The organism is Nitrosopumilus piranensis (assembly GCF_000875775.1).
GTDB lineage: Archaea > Thermoproteota > Nitrososphaeria > Nitrososphaerales > Nitrosopumilaceae > Nitrosopumilus > Nitrosopumilus piranensis.
This window is the reverse complement of the sequence record NZ_CP010868.1, coordinates 75,819-101,130: the sequence shown is the minus strand read 5'-3', so window position 1 is coordinate 101,130 and position 25,312 is coordinate 75,819. Positions and strand designations below refer to the sequence as shown.

Sequence of the window (25,312 nt, the reverse complement as noted above, 5' to 3'; positions counted from 1 at the left end):
TCCTACTCAATTTATTGGAATACTTTTTGATTTTTCATCAATAGTATTACTATACTATATCATAAGTCAAACTTTTGGATATGAGGTAGCATTGATCTCATCATTAGTTTATGCCATAACTCCTATCAATATTATAGAATCATTTTCGGTAACTCCTAGACCTATGGGTTGGTTTTTTCTTAATGTCTTTTTATTAACTGTATTTTTCTCCATTTCTCATTTTTCCATATTACTTCTCATAATCTCTATTTTTTCAGTAGTTGGAATTCTTTTGAGTCATAAAATGGCTGCACAGTCACTATTCTTTACTTCCATTTCAATCAGTATAATCTTTCTTATAATTGACTATCGAATTTCTTTCTTTATTTTATCTTCATTACCTTTGGGAATCATATCAACTATCATTATTTCTAAGGGATTCTATAAAAAAATATTTTGTGGACATATTTCTATACTTAGATATCATTTCAGACAAGGAAATTATAAAGGCACAAAAAAATTTGGTAATCCAATACAAATTTTACAAAGAATACCCTGGTTGATTTTATTTCCAGTAGTTTTTTATTTTAATGATTTTATAGATCTTACATTAGAAAATTCATTCTTAATAATTTGGGGAATGTTTTTTTTGATTATATCAATACTATGGAAATTTGGAGATAACTATCGTTATCTCGTATATGGAATCATTCCTTTGTCTGTAATATTTTCTGAAATGATTTTAAGATTAGATTTTTCTATTTTTATAATCCTTATTTCTTCTGTTTTGATATTGTGTTTCTTTAGGCTAGCATATTTTTTTCAAACAAATAAAACTAAAAGACTAATTTCAAAAGACCTTTTGGCTTGTTTCAATTATGTGAATGATAATAAAAATATTCAAAGAATTTCTGTAGTACCATTCTCATTATCTTACCCTGCCTCATTTTACACAAATAAATTAATTTTTGCTGCTGATCCCTCCCCAGAGGTTTGGGAGAAGGGAAAAGACTACACTGGATTTCCCTCAAATCCAAATTTATTGTCTTTTGTAGTAAACAAATTTCAGATTTTTACATTTATTATTGATACAAATGACCAAAATGGTTTATCCCTAAAATCCATCATACAAAAATCCCCGTCATTAAAATCAACTATATTATTTGCACAGGGTAAATTTGAAATAATTAGATTATCTCATAATATATCTTAATTTGTTAAAAATAATTTCTTGTTTTAAAAAATTGATCTTTATATAGATAATTTTTATAAAAAACGGGATGAAAAAAATTCTTTTGGTGACTGGCACTAGACCCGAAATTATCAAATTAGCGCCTATTATAAAAAAAATCAAAAATGATATGATTTTTGTTCATACAGGTCAACACTATGATTATAATATGTCATTACAATTCATTGAAGAGTTAGAACTTCCTTCTCCTGATTTTAAATTTAAATTAACAAAAAGAGAACCTACATTACAAATTAGTCAAATCATAAAAAAAATTAATGATGTTATAAAAAAAATAAATCCTGCAATACTGTGTGTTCAAGGAGATACTAATACTGTTCTTGGTTCTTCTTTGGCTGCTTTAAAGAACAAAATTCCTATCGCACATGTGGAATCGGGATTACGAAGTCATGATTGGCGCATGCAAGAAGAACATAATAGAATTATGGTTGATCATATATCTGATTTACTTTTTGCTGCTACTGCCAATGCAAAAAAATCTCTAATAAATGAAAATGTTCATGGAAAAATTTTTGTAACCGGAAATACTGTTATTGATGCAATTGAAAATTATTTACCCACTTCATTAAAAAAATCAAAAATTGAAACACCTTCAGAATTTATACTAACAACTTTACATAGAGCAGAAAATATTGATAACGCAAAAACTTTAAGCAATTTATGTAATGCTATTATTAAATCACCTATACCAATAATATTCCCTATTCATCCTAGAACAAAATCAAATTTAAAAAAATTAAATTTGTATGATTTATTAAAAAAATCTAAAAATGTAACTTTAATTTCTCCTGTTGGCTACTTTGATTTTTTGTATCTTATGAAATCCTGTAAATTTATAATTACTGATTCTGGTGGAATACAAGAAGAAGTTACTTCTCCATCAATTAAGAAGTTTGCTCTAGTTGTACGAAAAACAACTGATAGGCCTGAATCTGTAAAATCAAAATTTGCAAAAGTGATTGGTACCAATAAAGAAAATATAATCAGTGAAATACATAAAACCAATAATTCTAAACTAAAACTGCCCCGAAATTCCCCTTATGGAGATGGGCATTCTTCTGACCAAATTTTGTCACTTATCTATCAATATCTAAATTAAAATAAAATCATGCATTAATTTAGAATGTTTTTTTGAATAATTCTAAATTAATCCTTTTTTTCTGCCATTGTTTAACAATATCTGTTGATGCTATGTCTAATTTTTCGATTTTTTTTAATAGTGCATAAGTAAAACCCAAAATAATTGCAAACGATGAAAAATTTCCTTTCAGTATCCAATAAATTGTTCTAACTAATTCGTAACCAAACGAATACCCTAATGTGTATGATGCATATCCTTTTGAAAATGAATATTTTATCCGTTCAAAAATAGAATTTCCTCCCCTTTCTCTCAAAAGTGTAACTGTTGATTTTTTCAAATTCTTGATTGAATAACCTAAATTTAACACAGAAAATTGTATGTAAGTATCTTCTGCAGCACATTCCTTAATCTGATTATTCAAGTTTGGAAGAATTGAACTTCTAATCAAATATCCCGAACCTGAAATGTTTGAATAATGTGCAAATCCTACCATGCCACATTTTTCATCATTTGTAAAAATATTGAGACATTCTTTTAGGTAATCTTTAGAAAATATGGAATCTGCATTCGCAATCATTATAAATTCTGAAAAAGGTTTTGCTTTTTCTAACCCTACATTTATTGTTTCAGCTATACAATAAGCTTTGATGATAGTTTTGGGATATTTTGTTGATTTTTTAATAATTTTAATTATCCCTTTATTTTTATTAATTAATTCATCAACAATTTTTTCAGTATTGTCAGTACATCTATCTAATACAATAATTATTTTTAATGGTTTTATTGTTTGATCTAAGAGACTTTTAATGGAGTGAAAAATATTTTTTTCTTCATTTTTAGCTGGAACGATTACTGTAACTTCCATACCTATAAAAAAAATGTTGAGATAAAAATATGATCCTAAAAAATTTATTTTTTTCTTTTTTGTCTTATTTGAGACTGAATTTTTTGAGATGTGTATTATCCTAAGGTTGTTAGTAATGAATACCAGTTATTGCGCCTGATTACATATTTAAAAAATAATGGAAAAACAACCTTTTATGCTAGAATATTTTTAATTGCTAAATAATACATGACGATAATTGTAAAGTAGATCAACCTATTCTAAAATAATACATAATCTCAAAGATAATTTATTCGCATCTTGAAATTTAAACAGTAACTCACACCTAAAACTATTATTTGAATTACTCTTGTTTCATTAATTTTAGGTAAAATTTGAAAACAATACTTCAATAATTATGTGAGAAAATATCTAAATTTACAGATAGCGGGGAGTAGATTTGAACTACTGAACTGCGGGTTATGAGCCCGCCGGGATGACCTAGCCCTAAATAGTCTGGCTTCCCCACCCCGCTAATCCAGAAATTAACACGAGCCGTATATACGCTTTATTGAATTCTTGAAAGTAATTAATATGAACTGAAAAACTTGAATTTCTATGGATAAAAAAATTTCAGCTGCAGTAGTTGTTATTGCTGTTGTATTTTCAATATTTGTTTTAACATCTCCATCTGATCCTATTCCATTACCCGAACCCAATTCTAATTCTAAGAGTGATTCAGTAATAATTTTAGCAGAAAATCTGGATAAACCTCGTTCTATTGCAGTATCTGATAATCGAATTTTTGTAACAGAAAAAGATGGTTTCATTCGAGTTATTGAAAATGATAAACAATTAGAATCTCCTCTTGCTGCATTACGTTCAGCTAATGTCTTTGATGGAGGGCTATTGGGAATTACGTTACATCCAAATTTTTTAGATAATAATTATATCTATGTATTTTTGACTTATGAAGAAAATGGAAATTTATGGAATAAAATCTTACGAATAACTGAATCTGAAAATAAACTTAAAGATGCAGAAACAATTTTTGACAAAATACCTGGTTCTTCTTTTACAAATGGAGGATTTATCAAATTTGGACCTGATGAAAAATTGTACGTAGGAACTGGTACTGTATCTGATTCCTCACATTTGCCACAAGATCTTAACTCCTTGTCTGGAAAAATTTTAAGACTAAATGATGATGGAACCATTCCAGAAGATAACCCATTTTCAAATTCCCCTGTTTATTCATTAGGGCACAGAAATCCTCAAGGAATGACGTGGGATGATAATGGAAACTTGTATGTTGCAGAATTTGGACCTGAAAAAAATGATGAAATTAATGTAATTTTAGCAGGTAAAAATTATGGTTGGCCTGAACAGCAATGTTCAGGAGGTACTAATTTTGAAAATGCTCTTCTCTGTTATGATCCAAGTATAGAACCTGGGGGAATTTTATTTTACACTGGTGATAAATTTGATTTTGAATTTCCATTCATTATGGCATCAATGAGGGCATCAAATTTGTATCAGGTAGATTTTGAAGAAGGACTAAGTTCTCAAAAATCCATACTTAGTGGAATTGGACGTGTTCGTGATGTGGTTCAGGGACCCGATGGATATCTTTACGTGATTACCTCTAACACTGATGGAAAAGGTTTTCCAGATGCTAATGATGATAAATTATTGAGGATATTAAAGTAAAATGCCTGATTCATCAATTCCAAAATTTTTTGAAAAATCAAGAAAAGAAAGACTAGATGTTATCAAAAATTTTGCAAATCTATCAGACGATGACATTAAATCACTTGAGTTACCTTATGGTGGAATTACATTTGACAAAGCAGATAAGATGGTAGAAAATGCATTTGGAATATTTTCGCTTCCATTAGGTGTTGCAACTAATTTCAAAATCAACAATAAGGATTACCTTGTTCCTATGGTGATTGAAGAACCTTCTGTGATTGCAGCAGCATCAAAAGCAGCCAAGCTTGCAAGACCCAAAGGTGGATTTGCAGTGACATCTGATGAATCTTACAGTATAGGGCAGATTCAAGTTTTATGTACAGATATTGATAATGCTATTTCTAAAATTATGGAAAACACTCAAGAGATTCTAGAAATAGCTAATTCAAAAAGCAATACTCTTTCTAAGATGGGAAAAGGAGCAAAAGAAATCATCTGCAAAAAACTTGATACAGATTTTGAACCAATGTTAATAGTTGAACTATTAATTGATGTAGGTGATGCAATGGGTGCAAATGTGACCAATACTATGTGTGAAGGTGTTGCACCATTAATTGAAAAATTAACTGGGGGAAAAACACTTCTTAGAATATTATCTAACTATTCTACAAGACGTATGGTAAAGGCAACTGTTATCTTTGATAAAGAATCAATTGGTGGAGAAGAAGTTGTAGATAATATGATCCGTGCATATCAATTTGCAAAACATGATGTGTATAGGGCAGTAACTCACAACAAAGGAATCATGAATGGAATTATTGCAGTATCTAATGCTACTGGACAAGATAGTCGTGCAATCGAGGCTGCAGCAAATGCCTATGCTGCACGCTCTGGACAATATCGTTCATTGTCTGAATGGCAAAAAGATTCTGATGGAAATCTTGTTGGAACTTTGGAAATTCCATTATCTGTTGGAATTGTTGGTGGGATCATTAATGTTCATCCTATTGCAAAAATATGCACAAAAATTCTAGGTGTAGAATCTGCAAAAGAGATGGCATGTATAATTACTGCAACAGGATTGGCTCAGAACTTTAGTGCAATGAGAGCACTTGCAACTGATGGAATTCAGAAAGGACACATGAGACTGCATGCAAGAAATCTAGCATCTGCCGCAGGTGCCACCACTGAGCAGATTGATAAGATAGTTTCTAAGATGATTGAAGAAAATAACATTTCAGTAAATAGAGCAAAAGAGTTGCTTGAACAAAATTAATGACGTTATTATATAGACAAATTGAAAGGAGATACCATGTCCGAAGTAAGATTTGCAATTCCTAAGGGAAGTTTAGAGGAGGCTACATTCAAGCTCTTGGAACGAGCATGGACTAAGGTAAATCGTAAGAATAGAACTTACAGAGTATATCTTGACGATCCAAAAATTGTTGTAAAGATGCTAAGACCTCAAGAGATCCCAACTCTAGTTAATGAAGGATTATACGATGTAGGGATTACTGGAAAAGATTGGGTTGGTGAAACAAAAGCTGATGTCGAACCAATTTTAGATTTAGAATATGGAAAGATTCGACTTGTAATTGCATTTCCTGATAATTATCGATACAAAAATCTAGATGCTATGATTGCCGATTATGCAAAAAAGAAAAAGACTCTTAGAATTTCTTCTGAATATCTTACAACTGCATCTCGTTTTATCAAGAACTGCAAGTCTTACAAGAAATACTTTGGAAACAAAGATCCACAAATTGTTACTCCTTGGCTACGTATTGGAACTAACAAATCAGTTCAAATTCATCTATCATTTGGGGCAACAGAGGCAAAACCCCCAGAAGATGTGGATGCAATTATGGATGTGACTGAAACTGGAACTACATTACAACAAAATAAACTCAAAATTGTAGATGAAGTTCTAACTTCAACTGCACACTTGATAGTAAACAAAAAATCACTTAAAGACAAAGCAAAACGAGAAAAGATTTTTGATATTGTAACTTTGATGCGAGGAGCAGTACATGGCAAAAAATATCTGCACATTTACCTAAATGTTGAAGAGAAGAATTTACCAAATATGCTAAAACAAATCTCATCATTGAAAAAGCCAACAATTAGTCCACTAAGTGAAGATGGTTGGTATGGAGTCAATACTGTAATCAAAAAGTCTGAATTTCACAAAATAATTCCTAAATTACGAAAGATTGCACAAGGATTAGTAGTACATGAACCACGACAAATCTTGGAACTTGAGGAGATCAAACGTGATGAAGAAAATTGATGAAAATCATTTCCATTACTAACAAAAAGCAGTTTCTAAATAAAATAGGCACAAAAAACTCTTCAAAATACCAGAAAATTGTGGAATCCATTCTCAAAGATGTAAAAAAGAATGGAGACACTGCACTAAAAAAATATGAAAAAAAATTTGGTGCAGGAAAGATTTCATCATTAAGAGTTTCAAAACGTGAAATTGATAATGCATACTCTAAAGTTTCAACAAGAGACATCTCTGCAATCAAACTTGCAAAATCAAGATTATCAAAAGCAGAATCTGCAGTAAAACGTCAATTCAAAGACATTACAATAAAATTCAATGGAACAAAACTCTCAAAGTCATTTGTTCCTATTGATAGTGTAGGATGTTATGTTCCAGGTGGCTCAGCAAGATATCCAAGTTCTGCTATAATGTCAGTTATTCCTGCAAAAATTGCTGGTGTAAAAAGAATTGTTATAGTATCTCCACCTGATTCTTCAGGTAATATCGATCCATTAACAATTGTAGCAGCTGATGTTTGTGGAGCAACTGAAATTTATAAAACTGGTGGTGCGCAATCTATTGCAGCATTAACATACGGAACGCGTACTATCAAAAAGGTAGACAAGATTGTTGGACCGGGTGGTTCATTTGTAACCTTGGCAAAATATCTAGTTAGTAATAATGTATCAATAGATATGATAGCAGGACCAACTGAACTAGGAGTTATTATTGATTCAGAAGGAGATGTTGAACTTGCAGCATTAGATCTTATTTCTCAAGCAGAACACTCTTCAGATACTTTTTGTTATGCACTGACTACCTCAAACTCAATTGCAAAGAGGATTCAATCCAGTGTAAACTCTAAACTCAAAAATATGCAGCGTTCAAATATTGTAAAGTCTAGTCTTGAATCAAATGGATTCATTGGTGTTGGCAAGACATCTGACATTATTGAAATTGCAAATGAACTGGCACCTGAACACTTGGAAATTATCAGTAAAAATGTCAAAAAGTGGAATAAAATAAAAAATCCAGGCTTGATTTTGTCAGGAAAAAACAGCCCATCTTCAGCTAGTGATTATTTACTAGGTTCAAATCACATCTTGCCCACAAACAGATTTGGTAAAACTCGAGGTTCTTTATCTGTTCTAGACTTTGTAAAACTCTTAACTAAAATAGAAACTAGCAAAAAAGATTTACAGAAAATATCAAAATCTTTGGAGAATTTTACTTTAGCAGAAGGATTGCCAAATCACTATGAGGCAGTTAGAGGTAGATTGCTATGAAAAATACGTGGTATGCAAAAAAACTAGAAGAATATGCAAAGATAGGTGGTTACAAAAAACCTGAGAAATTTGATGATGTATTAAAACTGGATTCTAATGAGAACTTTGTAATAAACAAAAAATTTCAGCAAGATGTCATTTCTTATGCTAGAGCAAATTCTGATGTTAGAGAATACCCCTTAGGTGGAGTTGAAAAACTAGTATCTAAACTATCAAAATATCTTAAAGTTCCTGAAAAAATGATTGGTGTTGGAAATGGTTCTGATCAAATCTTGGATTTATTTTTAGCAAACTTAGCATCCAAAAAAACTAGGATTCTAACATCAGATCCAACATTTGGATTCTTTGAAGAAAGATGTAAACTATATGGAATTCCTTGTACCAAGATCCCATTCTCATCAGATATGAAACTAGATATTGAAAAATTCAATGCTAACTTGAAAAAATGTCAAATCCTTTACTTGGACTCTCCAAATAATCCAACTGGATTTCAATTCTCAAAAAATAAACTAGAATCTTTGATCAAAAAATTCGATGGATTAGTAATTATCGATGAAGCATATGGTGAGTTTGGTGATTCATCAACTGTCTCATTAACCAAAAAATATGATAATCTTATTGTTGTCAAAACATTCTCCAAAGCATTTGGTCTTGCAGGTTTACGCCTAGGATATTTTGTTGCAAACAAGAAAATAGTTGAAGTTTTCAATCAAGTGTTACAATACCCTTATCCTCTAAACACCCTTGCAATTGAGGCCGGAATTGCTTCTCTAGAAAAAGTGGATCAAATGAGGGAGGCAGCAGAAATCATCAAAAGTGAGCGTAAGAAAATCATTGTGAATCTACGTAAATATGATGCATTTACTGTCTTTGATTCCAACGCTAATTTTGTGTTATTTGATGCAAAAGGCGCAGATAAGCGTGTTTTTGCTGCACTAGTCGAACAAGGAATTTCCATACGTAAACTAGGGAAGATTGGTTCTCATCTAGGATGTTTACGTGTTACAGTTGGAACCAAAGAAATGAATTCTAAATTTCTTTTAGCAATACGTGATCTTTTAGGATAAAATTGACCGCCCAAAAGTTTGATTCTATAATCTTTGATTGTGATGGAGTACTAGTTGATATTACACAATCTTATGACAAAACAATTGATGAGACTTGCAGATATGTACTCAAAGAATTTGCAGGCATTGATTCAATAGTTATTGATCACAAAATAATTGATGGATTCAAAGCATCAGGGGGATTTAATGATGAAGTTGATCTAACATATGCTGCAGTGCTGTCATTGTATGCGGCTAACAAACTAAACAAAGAACCATCTGAATTTATCTACAAAGTTATTTCAAATGCTGATAAGACTGGAATACTTTCTGTTCAATCTTATCTTGAATCAATTTGTGATCTTTCTGAAATTTTATCTAAATTAGGTTCATTAAATGATCGCCACAACAATCCTTTGTATTCTGTATTTGATCAGCTTTTTTTTGGACCAGAATTATACAAAAAATTATTTGGAAAACAATCAAGGTTTTCTAAAGAGGGAATGATCTCAAATGATAAAGTAATCTTGTCTATATCTTTATTACAAACATTACAAAAAGAGTTTGGAAAAAAACTAGCAATTGTTACAGGCAGAGGAATTGAATCTATTCGTTATTCACTAAAAGATATGCTTGATTACTTTGATACTCAAAGTTCAGCATTTTTAGAAGATGAACCAAGAGAACTTGCAAAACCAAACCCTGTAACACTAATTCGTGCCATCCAGTCTATGAAATCAAAAAACTGTCTTTATGTAGGTGACTCTATGGAAGATTATATGATGGCAAAAGACGCAACAGCAACAGGAAATCCAACCACATTTTGTGCAATTGTAGGCACAAGTACAAGTCCTGAAGACAGGCGTAAAATGTTTGCTGAGTCAGGCGTGGATATGATTCTGGAATCAATTGACGATATTCCGAAGGTATTAAATTTAGTTTGATAAAATATCAGTATTCTTAGGTGATAAGATGAAAAAACGCTCAAGTAAAATCAAACGCGAAACTAAAGAAACAGACGTTTCAGTTACAGTTAGCATTGATGGTAATGGAAAAACTAGTGTATTTACTGGTGTAAACTTTGTTGATCACCTAATCACTGCATTTGGGAAACATGCAATGTTGGATTTAACAGTGAAAGCAAAATCAAAAGACAATATTGTACACCATTTAATTGAAGACACTGCAATTACAATTGGAAATGCAATTGATAAAGCACTGGGAAATAGAGCAGGTGTTACAAGATTTAGCTATGCATCAGTACCAATGGATGAATCACTAGCTGAAGCTTCAGTGGATTTGGTGAAAAGACCATTTTACAAATTAACTTTGTCTATAAAGAGAACAAAGATTGAAGATGTATCAAAAGAAGATCTTGAACACTTTTTCCAATCTTTACTACAGAACCTAAACAGCTGTATCCACCTTACTGTAAAGTATGGAGATAATGATCATCACAAGGTAGAGGCAGCAATAAAATCTCTGGCAGTAGCATTTAGAATTGCATGTTCTAAAGACTCAAAACAAAAAGGAATTCCCAGTACAAAAGGCGCAATGTAATGACAAAAATTGCAATATTTGATTATGGGGCTGGAAATATTTTCAGCCTTAAAAATGCATTAGAAAAACAAAACGCAACAGTTGAGGTACAAACTCAAGCTGACACTCTAACAGGATACGATGGAATCTTTTTGCCAGGGGTCGGAAATTTTGATCCTGCAATACAAAGCATAAATCGTAATTCTGTAGATTTTCTTAAAGTTGTTGGTGAAACCCCTGTATTTGGAATATGCCTAGGCATGGAGATGTTCTTTGAGAAAAGCCAAGAGGGAAAAGAAAGAGGTCTTGGAATAATTAGTGGTGATGTTGTTGTTCTGCCTGATACTCTAAAAGTTCCACATATGGGATGGAATGCACTTGAGATAAAAAAAGAAAGTAAAATTCTTGAAGGGGTAGAAAACAATTCTTGGGTTTACTTTGTACACTCGTACAGAGTAAATCCTGCAACACAAGATGTTGTAGTTGCTGAATCTGATTATGATATCAAAGTTCCAGCTATCGTTCAAAAAGATAATTATTTTGGAACTCAATTCCACCCAGAAAAGTCAGGTGATGTTGGTGCACTAATGCTAAAGAATTTCTTACGAGAGTGTTCCAAATGAAAATAATTCCAGCAATTGATCTGATGGAAGGACAAGTAGTTCGGCTGTACAAAGGTGATCCTAAACAGAAAACAGTGTACAGCGATGATCCTATGTCAGTTGCCCAAAAATGGCAAGAAGCAGGAGCAGACATGTTACACATTGTTGATTTGGATGCAACAATTGGAATTGGTAACAATTTAGATTTAATTGAAAAAATCACCAAATCCTTATCAATACCTGTTGAGGTAGCTGGTGGTTTACGTAATGAGGCAGTCATTGATAGAGCAATCTCTTTTGCTACTAGAATTGTTATTGGTACTTTGGCATTCAAAGACAGAGAACTGTTACAGCGTCTTGCCAAAAAATATGGATTTTCAAAAATTGTAATTTCAGTTGATCATATAGATGGCTTTATTGTTACACATGGCTGGCAAGAGAGTACAAAAACACCATTACTTGATGCAATAAATGAATTTGTAAGCATGGGATTCACCGAATTTCTACTCACAAATGTAAGTAAAGATGGAACAATGGAGGGCCCAGATCTGGAATATTTAGAAAAAGCATGTGCAATACAAAATGCAAATATTATTGCAAGTGGTGGAATATCAAAAATTGATGATGTGTCCAATGTACAAACAAAAAATGCATTTGCAGTAATTTTGGGTAAAGCATTGTATGAAAATAAGGTTTCAATTAAGGAGGCAAAACAACTTGTTAACTAAACGAATAATCCCTTGTTTAGATGTCGACAACGGACGAGTAGTAAAGGGATTAAACTTTGAATCAATCAAAGATGCAGGAGATCCAGTAGAACTTGCAGCAAAATATAGTGAAGGTGGAGCAGATGAATTGGTCTTTTTAGACATAACTGCATCTCAAGAAAAAAGAAAAACAATCAAAGAACTAGTATCTAGTGTTGCCAAAGTAATTGATATTCCATTTACTGTGGGTGGTGGAGTAAATAGCATGGAGGATGCAAGAAATATTTTGCTTAGTGGCGCAGATAAAGTTGGAATAAATACAGGTGCTGTAAAGAATCCCTCACTACTAACTGATCTGATGACGATATTTGGAAAACAATGTATTGTAATAGCCATAGATGCAAAACGAAACTATTCAGAAGACTCTACAAAAACAATGTTTGAGGAAAATGGAAAAAAATTCTGGTTTGAAGTTTTCATTTATGGTGGAAAACAAGGAACCAATTTTGATGCAATTCAATGGGCAAAAAAAGCAACAGATCTTGGTGCTGGAGAAGTGCTACTAACTAGTATAGATAAAGATGGAACTAAAGATGGGTATGATATTTTACTTACCAAAAATGTAGTGGATGCTGTTTCTGTACCTGTTATTGCTTCTGGTGGATGTGGCAAGCCTGAAGATATGTATGAAATATTTGAAAAATCCGATGTTGATGCTGCTTTGGCAGCATCTATTTTTCACTATGAAGAGCAATCAGTTAATAGAGTTAAAGAAATTCTTAGAGGTAAAAACATTTCTGTACGATTATAAGGAAATTTTGTGATAATGAATCATGGATAAAACAGTTGAAGAAATTGATTTTGCCAAAGGCGATGGGCTAGTTCCAGTTATTGTTCAGGATGCAAATACGAAAGATGTTTTGACTCTAGCATACTCTAATAAAGAATCTCTTGAATTGACAAAAAAAACTGGAAATTCCTGGTTTTGGAGTCGTTCACGAAACAAACTGTGGATGAAAGGCGAAGAGTCTGGTAATACTCAAAAAGTTAGCGAAATTCTAGTTGATTGTGATTCAGATGCAATTATTTATCTTGTAGAGCCATCAGGACCTGCATGTCATACAGGTGAAAAAGTTTGCTTTCATCACAACTTAGAAAAATAGTCTAACAAACTGGTTCAACATTTGTTCCAGGTACAACTTTATCTATTATTTTGAAATATAGGTTTTGGTATTCTGTTCCTCTAAAAACTAGTGTCCACTTTCCAATAAGATCATTAACAGAACAAATATCTCTAGTTGCTGATAATTGTGGCTCTAGATAATAATTGAATGCTGATTTTTTAGATTCATCAAAAGGAATTGTAAGGTATACTTTCTGATGAGTCGCATTTAATGGCATCATTACTGCAATCTGCCCCTTTTCTAAATACTGTAACCCTCCAATTCTTATGAAAATCTTTTCTCCAATAGCGTACTCTTTTCTGTCAATTTGAAATGGTCCTGATGTTTGCCATTCTCTTTCTAATATTTCATATTCTGTACTGTTGGCAATTTCTTCAATTTCATTTAATTTCTCTTCAATCTCTGGAACATCTATTGGTAGAATCTCTTTATCTAATGTATCTTCCACTTCTGCTACATCTGAATCTGGATTTAATGAAAGAATAACACCTAAAATTACTGCAAAAACTATAACCCCCCCAATGACTCCTCCTACAGCCTTATTCATAAAATTCTACTTTGATAAAATCTGTAAAAACCTTGCTACTTTTTGAAAAATTTACAAAATAATGTATTTTTATGAATTTTTCTCAAAATACCTCATCCTCTTCTATTTTTTTGCAAATAATAATAAAATTTTTATTATATTTTTTATATCGAAAAATTAAGTATTACTTAACTTGATATTAGGATTTTTTATCTATCTTTTAAGGCAAAAAATTGATCTTGGCAAGAACATCATTACAGTGTAGAGAGTGTAAAAAAGAGTATGAATCTACTTTCAAGTATATCTGCGATGATTGTTTTGGGCCACTAGATGTAAAGTATGATTTTCCAGCAGTTACAAAAGATACCTTCACTAACCGTGAGCATACTTATTGGCGATATTTTGAACTACTGCCAATAGAAAACAAATCAAATATTGTATCCATTGATGCTGGAATGACACCACTTACCAAAGCTGAGAATCTTGGTAAGGCACTTGGTTTGAATAATTTGTATATCAAAAATGATTCTGTAAACCCAACATTTTCATTCAAAGACAGACCTGCCGGAGTTGCAGTTTCAAAAGCAAAGGAATTTGGACTGTCAGCTGTTGGTTGTGCCTCCACTGGTAATTTGGCATCAGCTACTGCTGCACATGCAGCAAAAGGTGGATTTCCATGTCATGTGTTTGCTCCAAGTAATATCGAGATGGCAAAGATCACACAAGCATTATCTTATGGTGCAAACTATGTTGCAGTGGATGGAACTTATGATGATGCAAATAGAATCGCTGCACAAATTGGTGATAGCAAAGGAATTGGTATAGTTAACATTAACATGCGTTCACACTATGTTGAAGGCTCTAAAACTTTGGCTTTTGAAGTTGCAGAACAACTTGACTGGCAGGTACCTGATCAACTAATAGTTCCAGTGGGTAGTGGTGCTATGCTTAATGCAATTTGTAAGGGATTTGAAGAACTTCAAACAGTTTCGCTGTTAGGTGACGTATCAAACATGCACATGATTGCAGCACAACCACATGGATGTGCCCCTGTAGTTGATGCGTTTAAGAAAAATTCAAAAGATGTAATTCCAGTTGAAAATCCAGATACTGTTGCCAAGAGTCTTGCAATAGGTGATCCTGGAGATGGGCGATATGTGCTAAAGAGATTGGAGCAGTATGACGGATTTGCAGAAGAATGCAATAATCAGGAGATTTTAGATGCAATTATACTCCTAGCCAAGACTGAGGGGATATTTACCGAGCCTGCAGGTGGTGTGTCTGTATCTGTACTGCAAAAGATGGTTGAACAGGGCAAAATTGACAAAAACGACAAAGTGGTATGTTATGTTACTGGAAACGGTCTCAAAGCAACTGAATCTATAATGGAAGTATTGCAAAAGCCTAAGGTGCTCAAGGCAGACATTTCAGAAGTATCGGCGGTAGTAAACTAATATGGCAAATATTACATTTACAATTCCATCTGTGCTAAATCAAGGCGGCGGGGAGAAAAAGACAGAGATTTCAGCTGATTCACTCCAAGATGCGTTTGCAAAAATATCTGAAGTGATGGGTGATGATTTTAAGAGAAGAGTATTGGAAGGTGATGGCACTCCTCGTTCTTTGATTAATATTTACATTAACGGAAAGAATGCAAAATTTTCTAGTGGGATGGATACTGTACTTAATGACAACGATGAGGTGTATATCTTACCTGCAGTAGCTGGCGGCTCTCAAGAATTATCCAAAAAAGAACTAGACAAATTTTCTCGTCAGGTAATGCTTGAAGAGATTGGATATAATGGGCAGCTCAAACTAAAAAACTCTAAAATCTGTGTAGTTGGAACTGGCGGACTGGGAAATCCCATAACTTCTAGACTTGCTGCAATGGGTGTAGGAACTCTGAGAATTGTTGACAGAGATATAATTGAACTATCTAATCTACATAGACAGACAATGTTTGATGAAGATGATGTAGGTCAAGTTAAAGTTGAAGTTGCAGCAAAGAAATTACAAAAACTAAATCCTGATTGTAAAATAGAGGCATTAGCAGTTTCAGTCAATGATTACACTGCACTAGAAGTAGTTGAAGGCTGTGATGTTGTAGTTGATGCCCTTGATAGTGTCAATGCACGATATGCTCTCAATAAGGCATGTGTGAAGTTTGGTATTCCATTTGTAACTGGTGCTGCAGTTGGAGTATCTGGTCAGATTTTTACCATTCTACCTGGGACTAGTGCGTGTTACCACTGTATGTTTCCTGCATTAGATGAGGATACCATGCCTACATGCAGCATTGAAGGAGTACATCCATCTATTCTATCAATTGTTGGCGGAATCGAGGTTGCCGAAGCAGTCAAAGTTGTTATGGGCAAAAAGCCTAGTCTCTCTGATAAGATACTTCATGTTGATATTGAGAATTTGGACTTTACAAGCACTAGAACATTTAGAGCAGAAGAGTGTCCTGTGTGTGGAACTGGAAAATCAGAAGAAGTTGTTAAAGAGGAACTGCTCTTAGAAGAACTGTGTGGAAGAAACAGGGGAAAGAGAACATTCTCTATAACTCCTACTCATACCCTTGATCTTGATGTTGAATCTGTTACAAACATTGCAAAAGAAAAAGGATTTCTAGTCGAGAATCAGGGTGAACTTGGATTATCACTGCGAACAAATGATATGTCAGTTAGTTTTATGAAAAAGGGTTCGGCCGTAGTAGTTGGACCAAAAGATGAACAAGAAGCAATTTTGTTATACAAAGAATTACTTGGAAACAGGACTTCTATAAAAACGGCAAATTAATAATCTTCAAAATTATGTTGATATTATGAACAAAATTATTTTCTTTTCAGTGGTTTTTTTATTTTTACCAATTGCTTCTTCATATGGTACATTTTCAACAGAACTTGGAGATAATATCTTTATTTTGGCACAAACAACTGTTAGAAATTCAGATGGAACATTAATCGTTTATTTAGAATCATCAAAATTTTCTGATCTAAATAAAAATAGATTGAATTCTTTCTTAAATTATGAGGCATCACTAGGAACAGATCCAATCATTACTATTGATGAACAAAAATTTCAAGTAATACGTAGAGTACAATTTGAAACATTTACTACTGAAGGATTAGTCTCAAGTACCTCCCTTTTTGATACTTACAGCAGCAAAAATATTCATCTTGCTAGATTTGCACATGATGGATATTATGTAGAATCTGGAGATACTATGAAATCAATTTGGACTTTTGTCAGACCTGTCTCTTAGACAATAGTACTCCGACACCTATTGCAAAAAATACTACTAATGGCACAAATCTGTATGGCTGGTTTGTCTGATTTGTAAAACCTGTAATAATTGGTGCAATTAGAAGTAAACCTGCAATTAGCAACATCATGGATTCTCCATGTTTGATTCCGTTTTTTGAAACAATAAATAATCCAACAATTAATGGAATCATAAATAATAAAACTAATCCATCAAATCTTAATTGTGTTGCAAAAGATGAAAATCCCATCAACATCTCTTTAGAACTAAATTTTTCTTCTGTTACTTCATTTCGTTGAGCAGAACCTATACCTGATCCAATAATCCCACCTATAATTACAACTGCCAAGATTGTTGAAATTACAATAGTTTTCTTATTTTTTGAAATATCTGACCGTAAAATAAAATAAATTGACATTGGAAAAAACATGATGGTTAAAATTTTCGACGGAATGGAAATTAAATATGATACTGGTGAAAGTGGCCAAGATCTATAAACAAAAAATAGTGACAATAAATAAAAAAGTATCCAAAAATTTGTATATGTGGCTGATGTATCATATGTCAAAAACAAATTGCTTTGCATTAATATTATAGTTGATATTATTCCTGCAAATCTTTTTTGTGTGATAGTATAAGTAATAAAAAAAGTTGTAACCAATAATCCTAAACTTCCGAAAAATGGAATTACTTTATAACTTCCAAAAATAGCCATTGATGTTGATAATAAAAAATAATTCACATGTGGTTCAAATGAATTAATTCTCTCAATAGACCAATACTGTAATACTTCTTTAATCTTTATAAAATCACTATACTCTTCTTCTTGTAATATTTCTGATGCACTTGTAGAAATGTATATTCCAAATAAAATAATTAAGATGATTAATGTGTTCTTCTTTGAAATTTCAAATGCAAATAATCTTTTTAATTCATATGAAATTGGTTTAGGTAATTTATTTTTAAAATACAAAAATAGTAGACCAAAAATTATAATATTTGAAATAATTATTACTCCTGACCATACTCCCATCTCATATGGATTTGGTGTTACTGATTCTATTCCTGGAATATCTATTGTATTTGATAGTGGGATCAAAGCTGGAAATATTACTGAAACAAAACTAATCAAAACTATGCTAATTGAAAATACAAATACTGTCCAAATGATGATCTTATTATTTTGAATAATCAATACTATTCTCCTAAATCGCTAGCTATATCATTATACATTTTAATTAATTTATCATAGAATTGTTTTCGATTGTATTTTATCTTAAGTAGATTGTTACCATTCTCTCCCATTTTTTTGGATAATTGTGGATTTTTAATTAACTTTGTAATGTGTTCTGCCCATATTTTGTAATTATTTTCATCAAGAACAAAACCTGTCTCATTGTGAATAATAATATCTGACATTGGAGGAATATCTGATACTAATACTGGTTTACTCTGAGAAAATGCTTCTAAAATAACTAAACCAAATCCTTCTAAAATACTTGGAAATAGCATTGCGTTTGATTCTGAAATTAATTTCATTTTTTCAGCCGATGTTGTATATCCTTTGAATATAATGTTCTTTTCTAATTCTAAGTTTTTAATTAGTATTTGTAATGATTCTTTATGTGGACCATCTCCAATTATGATTACTTTACATTGTGGAATTGATTTTACTACAACTGACATTGCGTTAATTATTATTTCTAAATTCTTGTAAAATACCAATCTGCTAATACATATGAATTGGAATGGAATTATTTTTTCATTTAACTGAACTGTATCTTCTATGCTTGGTGGAATGTTGTATATTGGTTTTTTTGTATTCATCTTGAGGATATCGTTTTTGGATGCATCACTAATTGTGTAGATTGCATCATATCTTGTTTTTATAAGAATTTTTTCAAACCATGGTACTAATATTGCATTAATTTTTGAAACTTTTACCTGCTTTATCCATTTTCTCCAAAAGTCTTTATCATTTTGAGAGAAAATGTCAAAAATTGTTATGATGTGTGGTTTTTTTGTAAAGTATGACATTAGTGAACCCGCAAGTGACGGCGAAAAATTATTTGAATGAATAATATCGATGTTTTGTTCTTTAATGATTTTTTTCCCCGCTTGAAATGTATTGATGACATATCTAATATTGTCTAAAAAAGTTGGTGGCAGTCCTCCTTTATATTCTAGCGTTGGATTGACCATGATAATTTTAAGGTTAGCTAAGTTTGGATATGTTTCGCCTTTCACTTTGTTTGTAATTACCCATACTTTATGGCCATTTTCTGTGAGATTTTTTGCCATTAATTTGAAGACATATTCTCCACCTCCTTTTGTAATTGAGAAGAATTGAGAGAGTAGTAAAATATTCAATATTTTGACTTTTAATCTAGTTTCATAATAGCATGTCGTTGATTTGATAATAATTATATTGATTTGAATTGATTTTATTTTAGTATGCTTACTAAATTTGATTTAGAAAAATTTGATCCTTCGGGTATGCATAAAATCTATGACCAATGGCCAAAATTGGCAAAAGATGCATACTCTTCAGACTTGGATGTAACTTCCTTTTCTGATATTGATCATATTGTGATTGCAGGTATGGGTGGCTCTGGTGCAATAGGGAATCTTTTCTATTCAATTTTTTCAAAAAATGATATTCATATAACTTTGGTTAAAGGATATCTACTACCAAAAACAGTAAACTCTAAAACTCTAGTAATTACAATAAGCATATCTGGGAACACTGTTGAGACGCTAAATGTTTTAAAAACCGCAAGAGAACTTCACTGTAATCTTATTGCATTTTCATCAGGTGGTAAAATGCAGGAATTTTGTAAAAAGCATAATCTAGAATTTCATATGATTAAAAAAATGCATTCTCCCAGATCATCTTTTGTTACATATGTTTATTCATTGCTTAAAATTTTAAAACCGTTTTTACCAATTACTGAAAATGATATTGATGAATCCATATCTGTGTTGGAAAATACTCAAAAATTAATAAACTCTGAAAATCTTACAGAAACAAATCCTTCACTTTTATTGTCTCAATGGATTACAAACATTCCGTTAATTTATTATCCACATGGATTACAGGCTGCAGCAATCAGATTCAAATCTTCATTACAGGAAAATGCAAAATCTCATGTAATTATTGAAGATGTTATCGAGTCTTGTCATAATGGAATTGTAGCATGGGAAAAATCATCATCACTTCGACCTATACTTATTCAAGGTAACAATGATTATTCTAAAACTAAAGAACGTTGGCAAATCTTAAAAAAATACTTTAATGAAAATAAAATTGAGTATTTTGAAGTATTTTCAGTTAATGGTAATATATTATCAAAATTGATGGATTTAATTTATAGACTTGATTATGCCACAATTTACAAAGCCATCTATTCTGGAATAGACCCTTCTACTATCAAATCTATTGATTTTGTAAAAAATCATCTTGATTCTAATCTAGAATAGTTTTTAGACTAGGTTAAAAATTCTATTATTATGATTATTGCGTGTATTCCTGCATTTAATGAGGGGAAGATAATTAGAACACTGGTAAAAAATATACTTCAATATGTTGATCGTGTAATTGTTTGTGATGATGGCTCTAATGATAATACATCTACAGAAGCAAAAAAAGCAGGAGCCACAGTAATTGAACATGAAAAAAATTTTGGTAAGGGGGCAGCTATGAGAACTCTATTTGATTTTGCAAAAAATGAAAACTTTGATGTAATGATAACTATTGACGGTGACGGACAGTTTTCTCCAAAAGAAATTCCTAAATTGATTTCTCCCATAATTAATGAAAGAGTGGATATTGTAATTGGATTTCGTTCAAATAAAGATGAAATGCCTTCATATAGGAAATTTGGTAACAAATTTTTAGATTCTATGACTAACTTAGCATCTGAATTACCTTTTAGAGATACTCAAAGTGGATTTCGTTCTTATTCAAAAAAAGCGGTTTCTGTCATTTCTTTTAGGACAAATGGGTTTGGTGCTGATTCAGAAATTTTAATTGATGCATCTAGAAAGAAATTAAATATTGTTGAAGTTGGTGTAACCGTTAGTTACAATACTGGTGAAAAAACTTCTACTAAAGATCCTATTTCGCATATTAGTGAGGTAATAACATCTTTAATAGAATCCATTGCAATTTCTCATCCTCTAAAATATCTGGGAATTCCTGGAATGCTATTGTTAATTATTGGAGTTGGGTTTCTAATTTGGTCTATATCTTTTTTTAATGAAGTAAGATTTTTTCCTATTCCACTTCTTGTTTCTGCTATTGGCTCTATGATGATAGGGACGATGCTTCTTCTAATGTCTGTTGTATTATATGGAATAAGTAAAATTAAAATCAAGAATTAATTATTTTTGAATCCTCTCCTGATGTTGCTGCATCCCATGGAAAATATTCTTTCTTTAACCACCTTTCCCACCTTGATATATCTTCCTCAACCATTAATTTAACTAATTTTTTAAACTTTGTTTTTGGTTTCCAACCTAATTTTTTCTTTGCTTTAGAATAATCTCCACATAAATACTGAAGATCAAATGGCCTCAAATTTGTTTCTGAAATTTGGATTTTTTTACATGGGACTCCAGCAATTTTACAAGCTTCTTGGACAAATTCTTTTACTGAATGCACTTCATTTGTAGCTAAAACATAATCATCTGGATTTTTTTGTTGTAACATCATCCACATACCTTCTATATATTCTGGTGCGTATCCCCAATCTCTTTGTGCTGAAACATTTCCTAATGTTAGTTCTTTTGATAGCCCCAGAGAAATTTTTGCAATTCCATTAGAAATTTTTCTAGTTACAAATTCTAATCCTCTTAAGGATGATTCATGATTAAACAAAATTCCGGATGTTGCATGTACTCCATATGCTTTTCTGTATAAATTCACGGTCCAGTGTGCATATAATTTTGCAATTGCATATGGACTTGATGGATGAAATTCTGTTAACTCATTTTTAATTTTAGAAGACTCACTTCCATACATTTCACTTGAAGATGCTTGATAAAATTTAATTTTTTTATTTGATCTTTTTATTTCATCTAACATTCTAACTGTGCCAAGACCTGTAATGTCTGTAGTGTATAATGGTTGATGAAAGGAAGCCCCTACAAAACTTTGTGCAGCTAAATGAAAAATTTCATCAGGGTTAGATTCTTGTATGCATTCAGAGATTGATCTAGAATCTGTAACGTCACATGAAAGAAATTTAATTTTATCAAATATTCCTAAGTAATGTAATCTCCAAAAGTTTGGTGTGGATAATCTTCTATATGAACCAAAAACTTTATAGTTTTTTCTTAAAAGAAATCTTGCAAGATATGCTCCATCTTGCCCTGTAATTCCTGTAATCAACACTGTTTTACTCATTACATTTTACGTAAAAATGAAACTTAAAATTGTTCTCACTTCAAATTTTGTCATATATATGATATTTAAGATTAATTTTTAGAAATTTCTATATTGTCTACATCTATGATATTTTTTTTCAGGTTTTTTAATTCATACGTATTTTCATTTAGTTTTGAAAAACCTAATTTATCATACAGATCTCTTGTCACTTCATTTTTTTTTGTAGAAATATATTCTCCTGAAATATTTTCAACTCTTTCTTTTATTGCTTCATTTATTAAATCTGACATCATTACTCTCTCAATATTTCTACCCATTATTCTGCAACTCATAAGAAATGTGTCTATCTTCCATTTTTTTGGTTCTTCCTTATTTACAATATATAAACCTGTTAAACCATTATCTCCAAATTTATCCTGTACAGAAAATGTTTTAACTAAATAATTTTTACTGTTAACCATTTTTTCTACTTCTTCTGGAAAATATCTTTTTGTAGTTAAATTAAATTGATTCGTTTTCATAATTAGCTGAGATATTCTTGGAATTGTAAATTTGTCAGCTTTTTTTATTTTTATTTTCATTTGTAAACTAGTCAAAAATTCATCTAAATTAGAAAATTTTTTTTGATCTTTTTTTCTCAAATTTTGTTCTGCATACATCTTACCTTTTTGAGAATCCTCTAAAGTTATGTTATAGGAGTTAAATTCATCTGTTTCCCTTAATGTATTGGCAAATTGAGCTGGATCTTTTGGAACATCTATAACTGTAATTTCTGGGCATTGGCTTCTTATTAATTCTCTATTTACTGGATCATCATCCCAAAAAACAAAAGAATCTGTTCCAATGTTCAAATTTTTTGATATTTCAATCATGTTAGATGCTTTATCATTCCAATTAATTTGAATATCTGCAAAATTTTTTTCTTTTAGTAGCATTTTAGGATGTTTTTTAAAAACTTCCTTGACATCTAAATAATTATTTTTACTATTAATTGCTAAAATTATCCCTCTATTGTATAATTGAAGAATAACCTTTTGAAATTCTAAAAATGCATTTCCAGGAGCTTTTTCATCTAGCAAAATATTATTTAATCCATCTTCTCCCAAAATTCCTCCCCATAATGTATTGTCTAAATCTAAAACAAGACATTTTTTTGTTAATCCAAATAGTGGTTTTATGTATCCCATAATTTTCTTTGCAAGATCTGGTATATGTGATGGAGATATTATGATGTCAGCTAAAAATCTTAATTTTTGATCTTTAAGGTTTTTTTCACCAAATTTTAAGAAAAATAAATCAAATTCCATAGAATATAAAGATGGATAATTCTCTACATTTTTTTTAATAGTTTGATTTAAAGCATTAACGAAATCTCTTAACGAGTACTTTACTTTACAATCATAAATCCCAAATGGTGAAAAATCAGGAACAATAAAATTTGATACTATGATTTTTCCATTTTGAGAATTTAGTGCATTTACTAAAAAGTTTTCAAATTCATCGCATGTTTTATTGATTAGTTGTTTTCGCTTTTCTTCATTCCATGAATAATACTCGAATCTTGTATCTCCTACTAATGCATCAAAATCTAAAATTAAAAAAGTAAGATCTGGTCTGAAACTATGCCATTTACTGTCCTGGTTTACTATTTCTTGTTTAAATTGTGCGTATGGTGAATCATAAATTTTCAGATCTAGTTTTTTTTCATATGATAAAACATCTAACACTTCTTTTAACCCATTCAAAGTGAAATTTCCCAGAAGAGCAATTTTTTTACTCTGTTCTGAATGAATTCTTTGAATCTGTTTTGATTTTTTAATATAGTAACTTAGATTATCTTCATTCATTTTATAACAGCTACTATTTCTCACTATTTACGTTAATCTTTTTCCCTTCAAAATTTCTTTTAATACTTTTTTTTAAGAAAATCAATACATTATTTCTCCACCACTAATAATGATATTTTGACCTGTTATGAAGTCTGAATTATCTTCGCATAGAAATAATATTGTTGAAAGAATGTCTGAAGGTTCTAATATTCTACCAAGAGGATTTTGAACAGCATTTATTTCTATTAGTTTTTTGGGAAATTTGTCAATTAAAGGAGTGTTTGTCATTGAAGGTGAAATACAATTCACCGTAATTCCAGTGGGTGCTAATTCTGTTGCCATACATTTTACTAAACCCAATAATGAGTATTTGCCAACAACATATGGACTGATACTCTTAGGTGGTGTTCCTATAGTATATGATGATAAAATACTAATAATCCTTGATCTTTTCTTTTCTTTCATTGTGGGAATTAATATTCTTGTAATTTCAAAGAATGATTTAGTCTGTAAATCTATGTTTTTTTGATATTCATTCCAATCAATATTTTGAATTTTATTATGAGATATAGGCAATGTTACTGCATGAATAAAAATATCAATTCCATTCTTTATTGTTTTAGATAACACATTAGTAATTTCTTCCTTTTTTGATAAATCCACTTGATATATCTCTATATTGGTTTTTTGTCCTAGATTATCTTCTATTATTTTATCAATTTGATCTTTATTTTTATGATAAAATAAAATCACTTTTCCTTGGTTTTCTAATATTGCTTTTGTAATAGATGAACCTATTCCACCATTTGCACCAGTTATTAGAACTCGTTTATTTTTCAACAA

At 31.1% G+C, this 25,312-nt stretch carries 26 protein-coding genes and 1 tRNA gene; 19 read left to right on the top strand and 8 right to left on the bottom strand.

Translation table 11 applies throughout. From position 1 onward, the window contains the following. The first annotated feature begins 283 nt into the window (after window positions 1–283). Complete coding sequence (locus tag NPIRD3C_RS10810) at window positions 284–1,192, top strand: hypothetical protein (RefSeq protein ID WP_148702346.1); 909 nt, start codon at window positions 284–286, stop codon at window positions 1,190–1,192. Between the two features lie 67 nt (window positions 1,193–1,259). Next, window positions 1,260–2,330, top strand: a complete 1,071-nt coding sequence (gene wecB / locus NPIRD3C_RS00485) for a non-hydrolyzing UDP-N-acetylglucosamine 2-epimerase (RefSeq protein ID WP_148702345.1) — start codon at window positions 1,260–1,262, stop codon at window positions 2,328–2,330. Between the two features lie 19 nt (window positions 2,331–2,349). Here the strand turns inward: wecB and NPIRD3C_RS00480 are convergent, their stop codons facing one another. Then, a complete protein-coding gene (locus tag NPIRD3C_RS00480) occupies window positions 2,350–3,177 on the bottom strand; it encodes a glycosyltransferase family 2 protein (RefSeq protein WP_148702344.1) in 828 nt (275 codons plus the stop codon). A gap of 403 nt (window positions 3,178–3,580) precedes the next feature. Further along, window positions 3,581–3,670 (bottom strand) — tRNA-Met (locus NPIRD3C_RS00475). A gap of 83 nt (window positions 3,671–3,753) precedes the next feature. Between NPIRD3C_RS00475 and NPIRD3C_RS00470 the strand changes: the two genes are divergently transcribed. Genes NPIRD3C_RS00470 through hisI form a run of 11 tightly spaced genes read left to right on the top strand, consistent with a single transcriptional unit; the run spans window position 3,754 to window position 13,439 of the window. Beyond that, window positions 3,754–4,845, top strand: coding sequence for a PQQ-dependent sugar dehydrogenase (locus NPIRD3C_RS00470; protein ID WP_148702343.1), 1,092 nt, complete (start codon window positions 3,754–3,756; stop codon window positions 4,843–4,845). Window position 4,846: 1 nt separating this feature from the next. Then, the gene (locus tag NPIRD3C_RS00465) at window positions 4,847–6,103 is read left to right on the top strand and encodes a hydroxymethylglutaryl-CoA reductase, degradative (RefSeq protein WP_148702342.1); all 1,257 of its coding nucleotides are present in this window, start codon (window positions 4,847–4,849) and stop codon (window positions 6,101–6,103) included. 36 nt (window positions 6,104–6,139) lie between these two features. Further along, on the top strand, window positions 6,140–7,117 hold the full coding sequence (gene hisG / locus NPIRD3C_RS00460; RefSeq protein WP_148702341.1) for an ATP phosphoribosyltransferase: 978 nt from the start codon (window positions 6,140–6,142) through the stop codon (window positions 7,115–7,117). Next, entirely contained in the window at window positions 7,117–8,382 is a 1,266-nt protein-coding gene (gene hisD / locus NPIRD3C_RS00455; protein ID WP_148702340.1) for a histidinol dehydrogenase, read from the top strand. Before hisG ends, hisD begins: the two co-directional genes overlap by 1 nt. Continuing rightward, complete coding sequence (hisC, locus tag NPIRD3C_RS00450; RefSeq protein ID WP_148702339.1) at window positions 8,379–9,449, top strand: histidinol-phosphate transaminase; 1,071 nt, start codon at window positions 8,379–8,381, stop codon at window positions 9,447–9,449. Before hisD ends, hisC begins: the two co-directional genes overlap by 4 nt. Window positions 9,450–9,451: 2 nt before the next feature. Next, window positions 9,452–10,372: an HAD-IA family hydrolase gene (locus NPIRD3C_RS00445; RefSeq protein ID WP_148702338.1), complete on the top strand. Its 921-nt coding sequence runs from the start codon at window positions 9,452–9,454 to the stop codon at window positions 10,370–10,372. 28 nt (window positions 10,373–10,400) lie between these two features. Continuing rightward, a complete protein-coding gene (locus NPIRD3C_RS00440) occupies window positions 10,401–10,988 on the top strand; it encodes an imidazoleglycerol-phosphate dehydratase (protein ID WP_148702337.1) in 588 nt (195 codons plus the stop codon). Further along, a complete protein-coding gene (hisH, locus tag NPIRD3C_RS00435; protein ID WP_148702336.1) occupies window positions 10,988–11,590 on the top strand; it encodes an imidazole glycerol phosphate synthase subunit HisH in 603 nt (200 codons plus the stop codon). The genes NPIRD3C_RS00440 and hisH overlap by 1 nt, the downstream gene beginning before the upstream one ends. Continuing rightward, a complete protein-coding gene (gene hisA / locus NPIRD3C_RS00430) occupies window positions 11,587–12,297 on the top strand; it encodes a 1-(5-phosphoribosyl)-5-[(5-phosphoribosylamino)methylideneamino]imidazole-4-carboxamide isomerase (protein WP_148702335.1) in 711 nt (236 codons plus the stop codon). Before hisH ends, hisA begins: the two co-directional genes overlap by 4 nt. Next, window positions 12,287–13,087, top strand: coding sequence for an imidazole glycerol phosphate synthase subunit HisF (hisF, locus tag NPIRD3C_RS00425; protein ID WP_192827854.1), 801 nt, complete (start codon window positions 12,287–12,289; stop codon window positions 13,085–13,087). Before hisA ends, hisF begins: the two co-directional genes overlap by 11 nt. Before the next feature lie 22 nt (window positions 13,088–13,109). Further along, window positions 13,110–13,439 carry a phosphoribosyl-AMP cyclohydrolase gene (gene hisI / locus NPIRD3C_RS00420; protein ID WP_148702333.1) on the top strand — a complete coding sequence of 110 codons (330 nt, stop codon included), beginning with the start codon at window positions 13,110–13,112 and terminating at the stop codon, window positions 13,437–13,439. A 1-nt stretch (window position 13,440) separates the two neighbouring features. On the opposite strand, the gene NPIRD3C_RS00415 is transcribed toward hisI, so the two are convergent. After that, entirely contained in the window at window positions 13,441–14,007 is a 567-nt protein-coding gene (locus tag NPIRD3C_RS00415) for a hypothetical protein (RefSeq protein ID WP_148702332.1), read from the bottom strand. Window positions 14,008–14,225: 218 nt separating this feature from the next. Here NPIRD3C_RS00415 and NPIRD3C_RS00410 point away from each other — a divergent pair, with 218 nt between their 5' ends. The 3 genes from NPIRD3C_RS00410 to NPIRD3C_RS00400 are packed head-to-tail and all read left to right on the top strand — an operon-like array spanning window position 14,226 to window position 17,251. Continuing rightward, entirely contained in the window at window positions 14,226–15,440 is a 1,215-nt protein-coding gene (locus tag NPIRD3C_RS00410; RefSeq protein ID WP_148704070.1) for a threonine synthase, read from the top strand. A 1-nt stretch (window position 15,441) separates the two neighbouring features. Continuing rightward, entirely contained in the window at window positions 15,442–16,785 is a 1,344-nt protein-coding gene (locus tag NPIRD3C_RS00405) for a ThiF family adenylyltransferase (protein ID WP_148702331.1), read from the top strand. Between the two features lie 25 nt (window positions 16,786–16,810). Next, the gene (locus NPIRD3C_RS00400; protein WP_237087678.1) at window positions 16,811–17,251 is read left to right on the top strand and encodes a hypothetical protein; all 441 of its coding nucleotides are present in this window, start codon (window positions 16,811–16,813) and stop codon (window positions 17,249–17,251) included. Here NPIRD3C_RS00400 and NPIRD3C_RS00395 read toward each other — a convergent pair. Next, complete coding sequence (locus NPIRD3C_RS00395) at window positions 17,235–17,669, bottom strand: hypothetical protein (protein WP_148702330.1); 435 nt, start codon at window positions 17,667–17,669, stop codon at window positions 17,235–17,237. The genes NPIRD3C_RS00400 and NPIRD3C_RS00395 overlap by 17 nt on opposite strands. A 436-nt stretch (window positions 17,670–18,105) precedes the next feature. Here NPIRD3C_RS00395 and NPIRD3C_RS00390 point away from each other — a divergent pair, with 436 nt between their 5' ends. Continuing rightward, on the top strand, window positions 18,106–18,438 hold the full coding sequence (locus NPIRD3C_RS00390; protein WP_148702329.1) for a hypothetical protein: 333 nt from the start codon (window positions 18,106–18,108) through the stop codon (window positions 18,436–18,438). Window positions 18,439–18,448: 10 nt separating this feature from the next. On the opposite strand, the gene NPIRD3C_RS00385 is transcribed toward NPIRD3C_RS00390, so the two are convergent. After that, window positions 18,449–19,621, bottom strand: coding sequence for a glycosyltransferase family 4 protein (locus NPIRD3C_RS00385; protein WP_148702328.1), 1,173 nt, complete (start codon window positions 19,619–19,621; stop codon window positions 18,449–18,451). Between the two features lie 84 nt (window positions 19,622–19,705). On the opposite strand from NPIRD3C_RS00385, the gene NPIRD3C_RS00380 reads away from it, so the two are divergent. Together NPIRD3C_RS00380 and NPIRD3C_RS00375 are read left to right on the top strand one after the other, a co-directional pair. Beyond that, the gene (locus tag NPIRD3C_RS00380; protein ID WP_237087677.1) at window positions 19,706–20,731 is read left to right on the top strand and encodes an SIS domain-containing protein; all 1,026 of its coding nucleotides are present in this window, start codon (window positions 19,706–19,708) and stop codon (window positions 20,729–20,731) included. Window positions 20,732–20,761: 30 nt separating this feature from the next. After that, window positions 20,762–21,634, top strand: coding sequence for a glycosyltransferase family 2 protein (locus NPIRD3C_RS00375; protein ID WP_237087676.1), 873 nt, complete (start codon window positions 20,762–20,764; stop codon window positions 21,632–21,634). Here the strand turns inward: NPIRD3C_RS00375 and NPIRD3C_RS00370 are convergent. From NPIRD3C_RS00370 to NPIRD3C_RS00360, 3 genes are all read right to left on the bottom strand, one after another. Then, window positions 21,624–22,658, bottom strand: a complete 1,035-nt coding sequence (locus tag NPIRD3C_RS00370; RefSeq protein WP_148702326.1) for a GDP-mannose 4,6-dehydratase — start codon at window positions 22,656–22,658, stop codon at window positions 21,624–21,626. The two genes, NPIRD3C_RS00375 and NPIRD3C_RS00370, sit on opposite strands and share 11 nt — an antisense overlap. A 71-nt stretch (window positions 22,659–22,729) precedes the next feature. After that, window positions 22,730–24,487 carry an HAD-IIIC family phosphatase gene (locus NPIRD3C_RS00365; protein ID WP_148702325.1) on the bottom strand — a complete coding sequence of 586 codons (1,758 nt, stop codon included), beginning with the start codon at window positions 24,485–24,487 and terminating at the stop codon, window positions 22,730–22,732. 81 nt (window positions 24,488–24,568) lie between these two features. After that, window positions 24,569–25,309 carry an SDR family NAD(P)-dependent oxidoreductase gene (locus NPIRD3C_RS00360; protein ID WP_160272827.1) on the bottom strand — a complete coding sequence of 247 codons (741 nt, stop codon included), beginning with the start codon at window positions 25,307–25,309 and terminating at the stop codon, window positions 24,569–24,571. Between the last annotated feature and the right edge of the window lie 3 nt (window positions 25,310–25,312).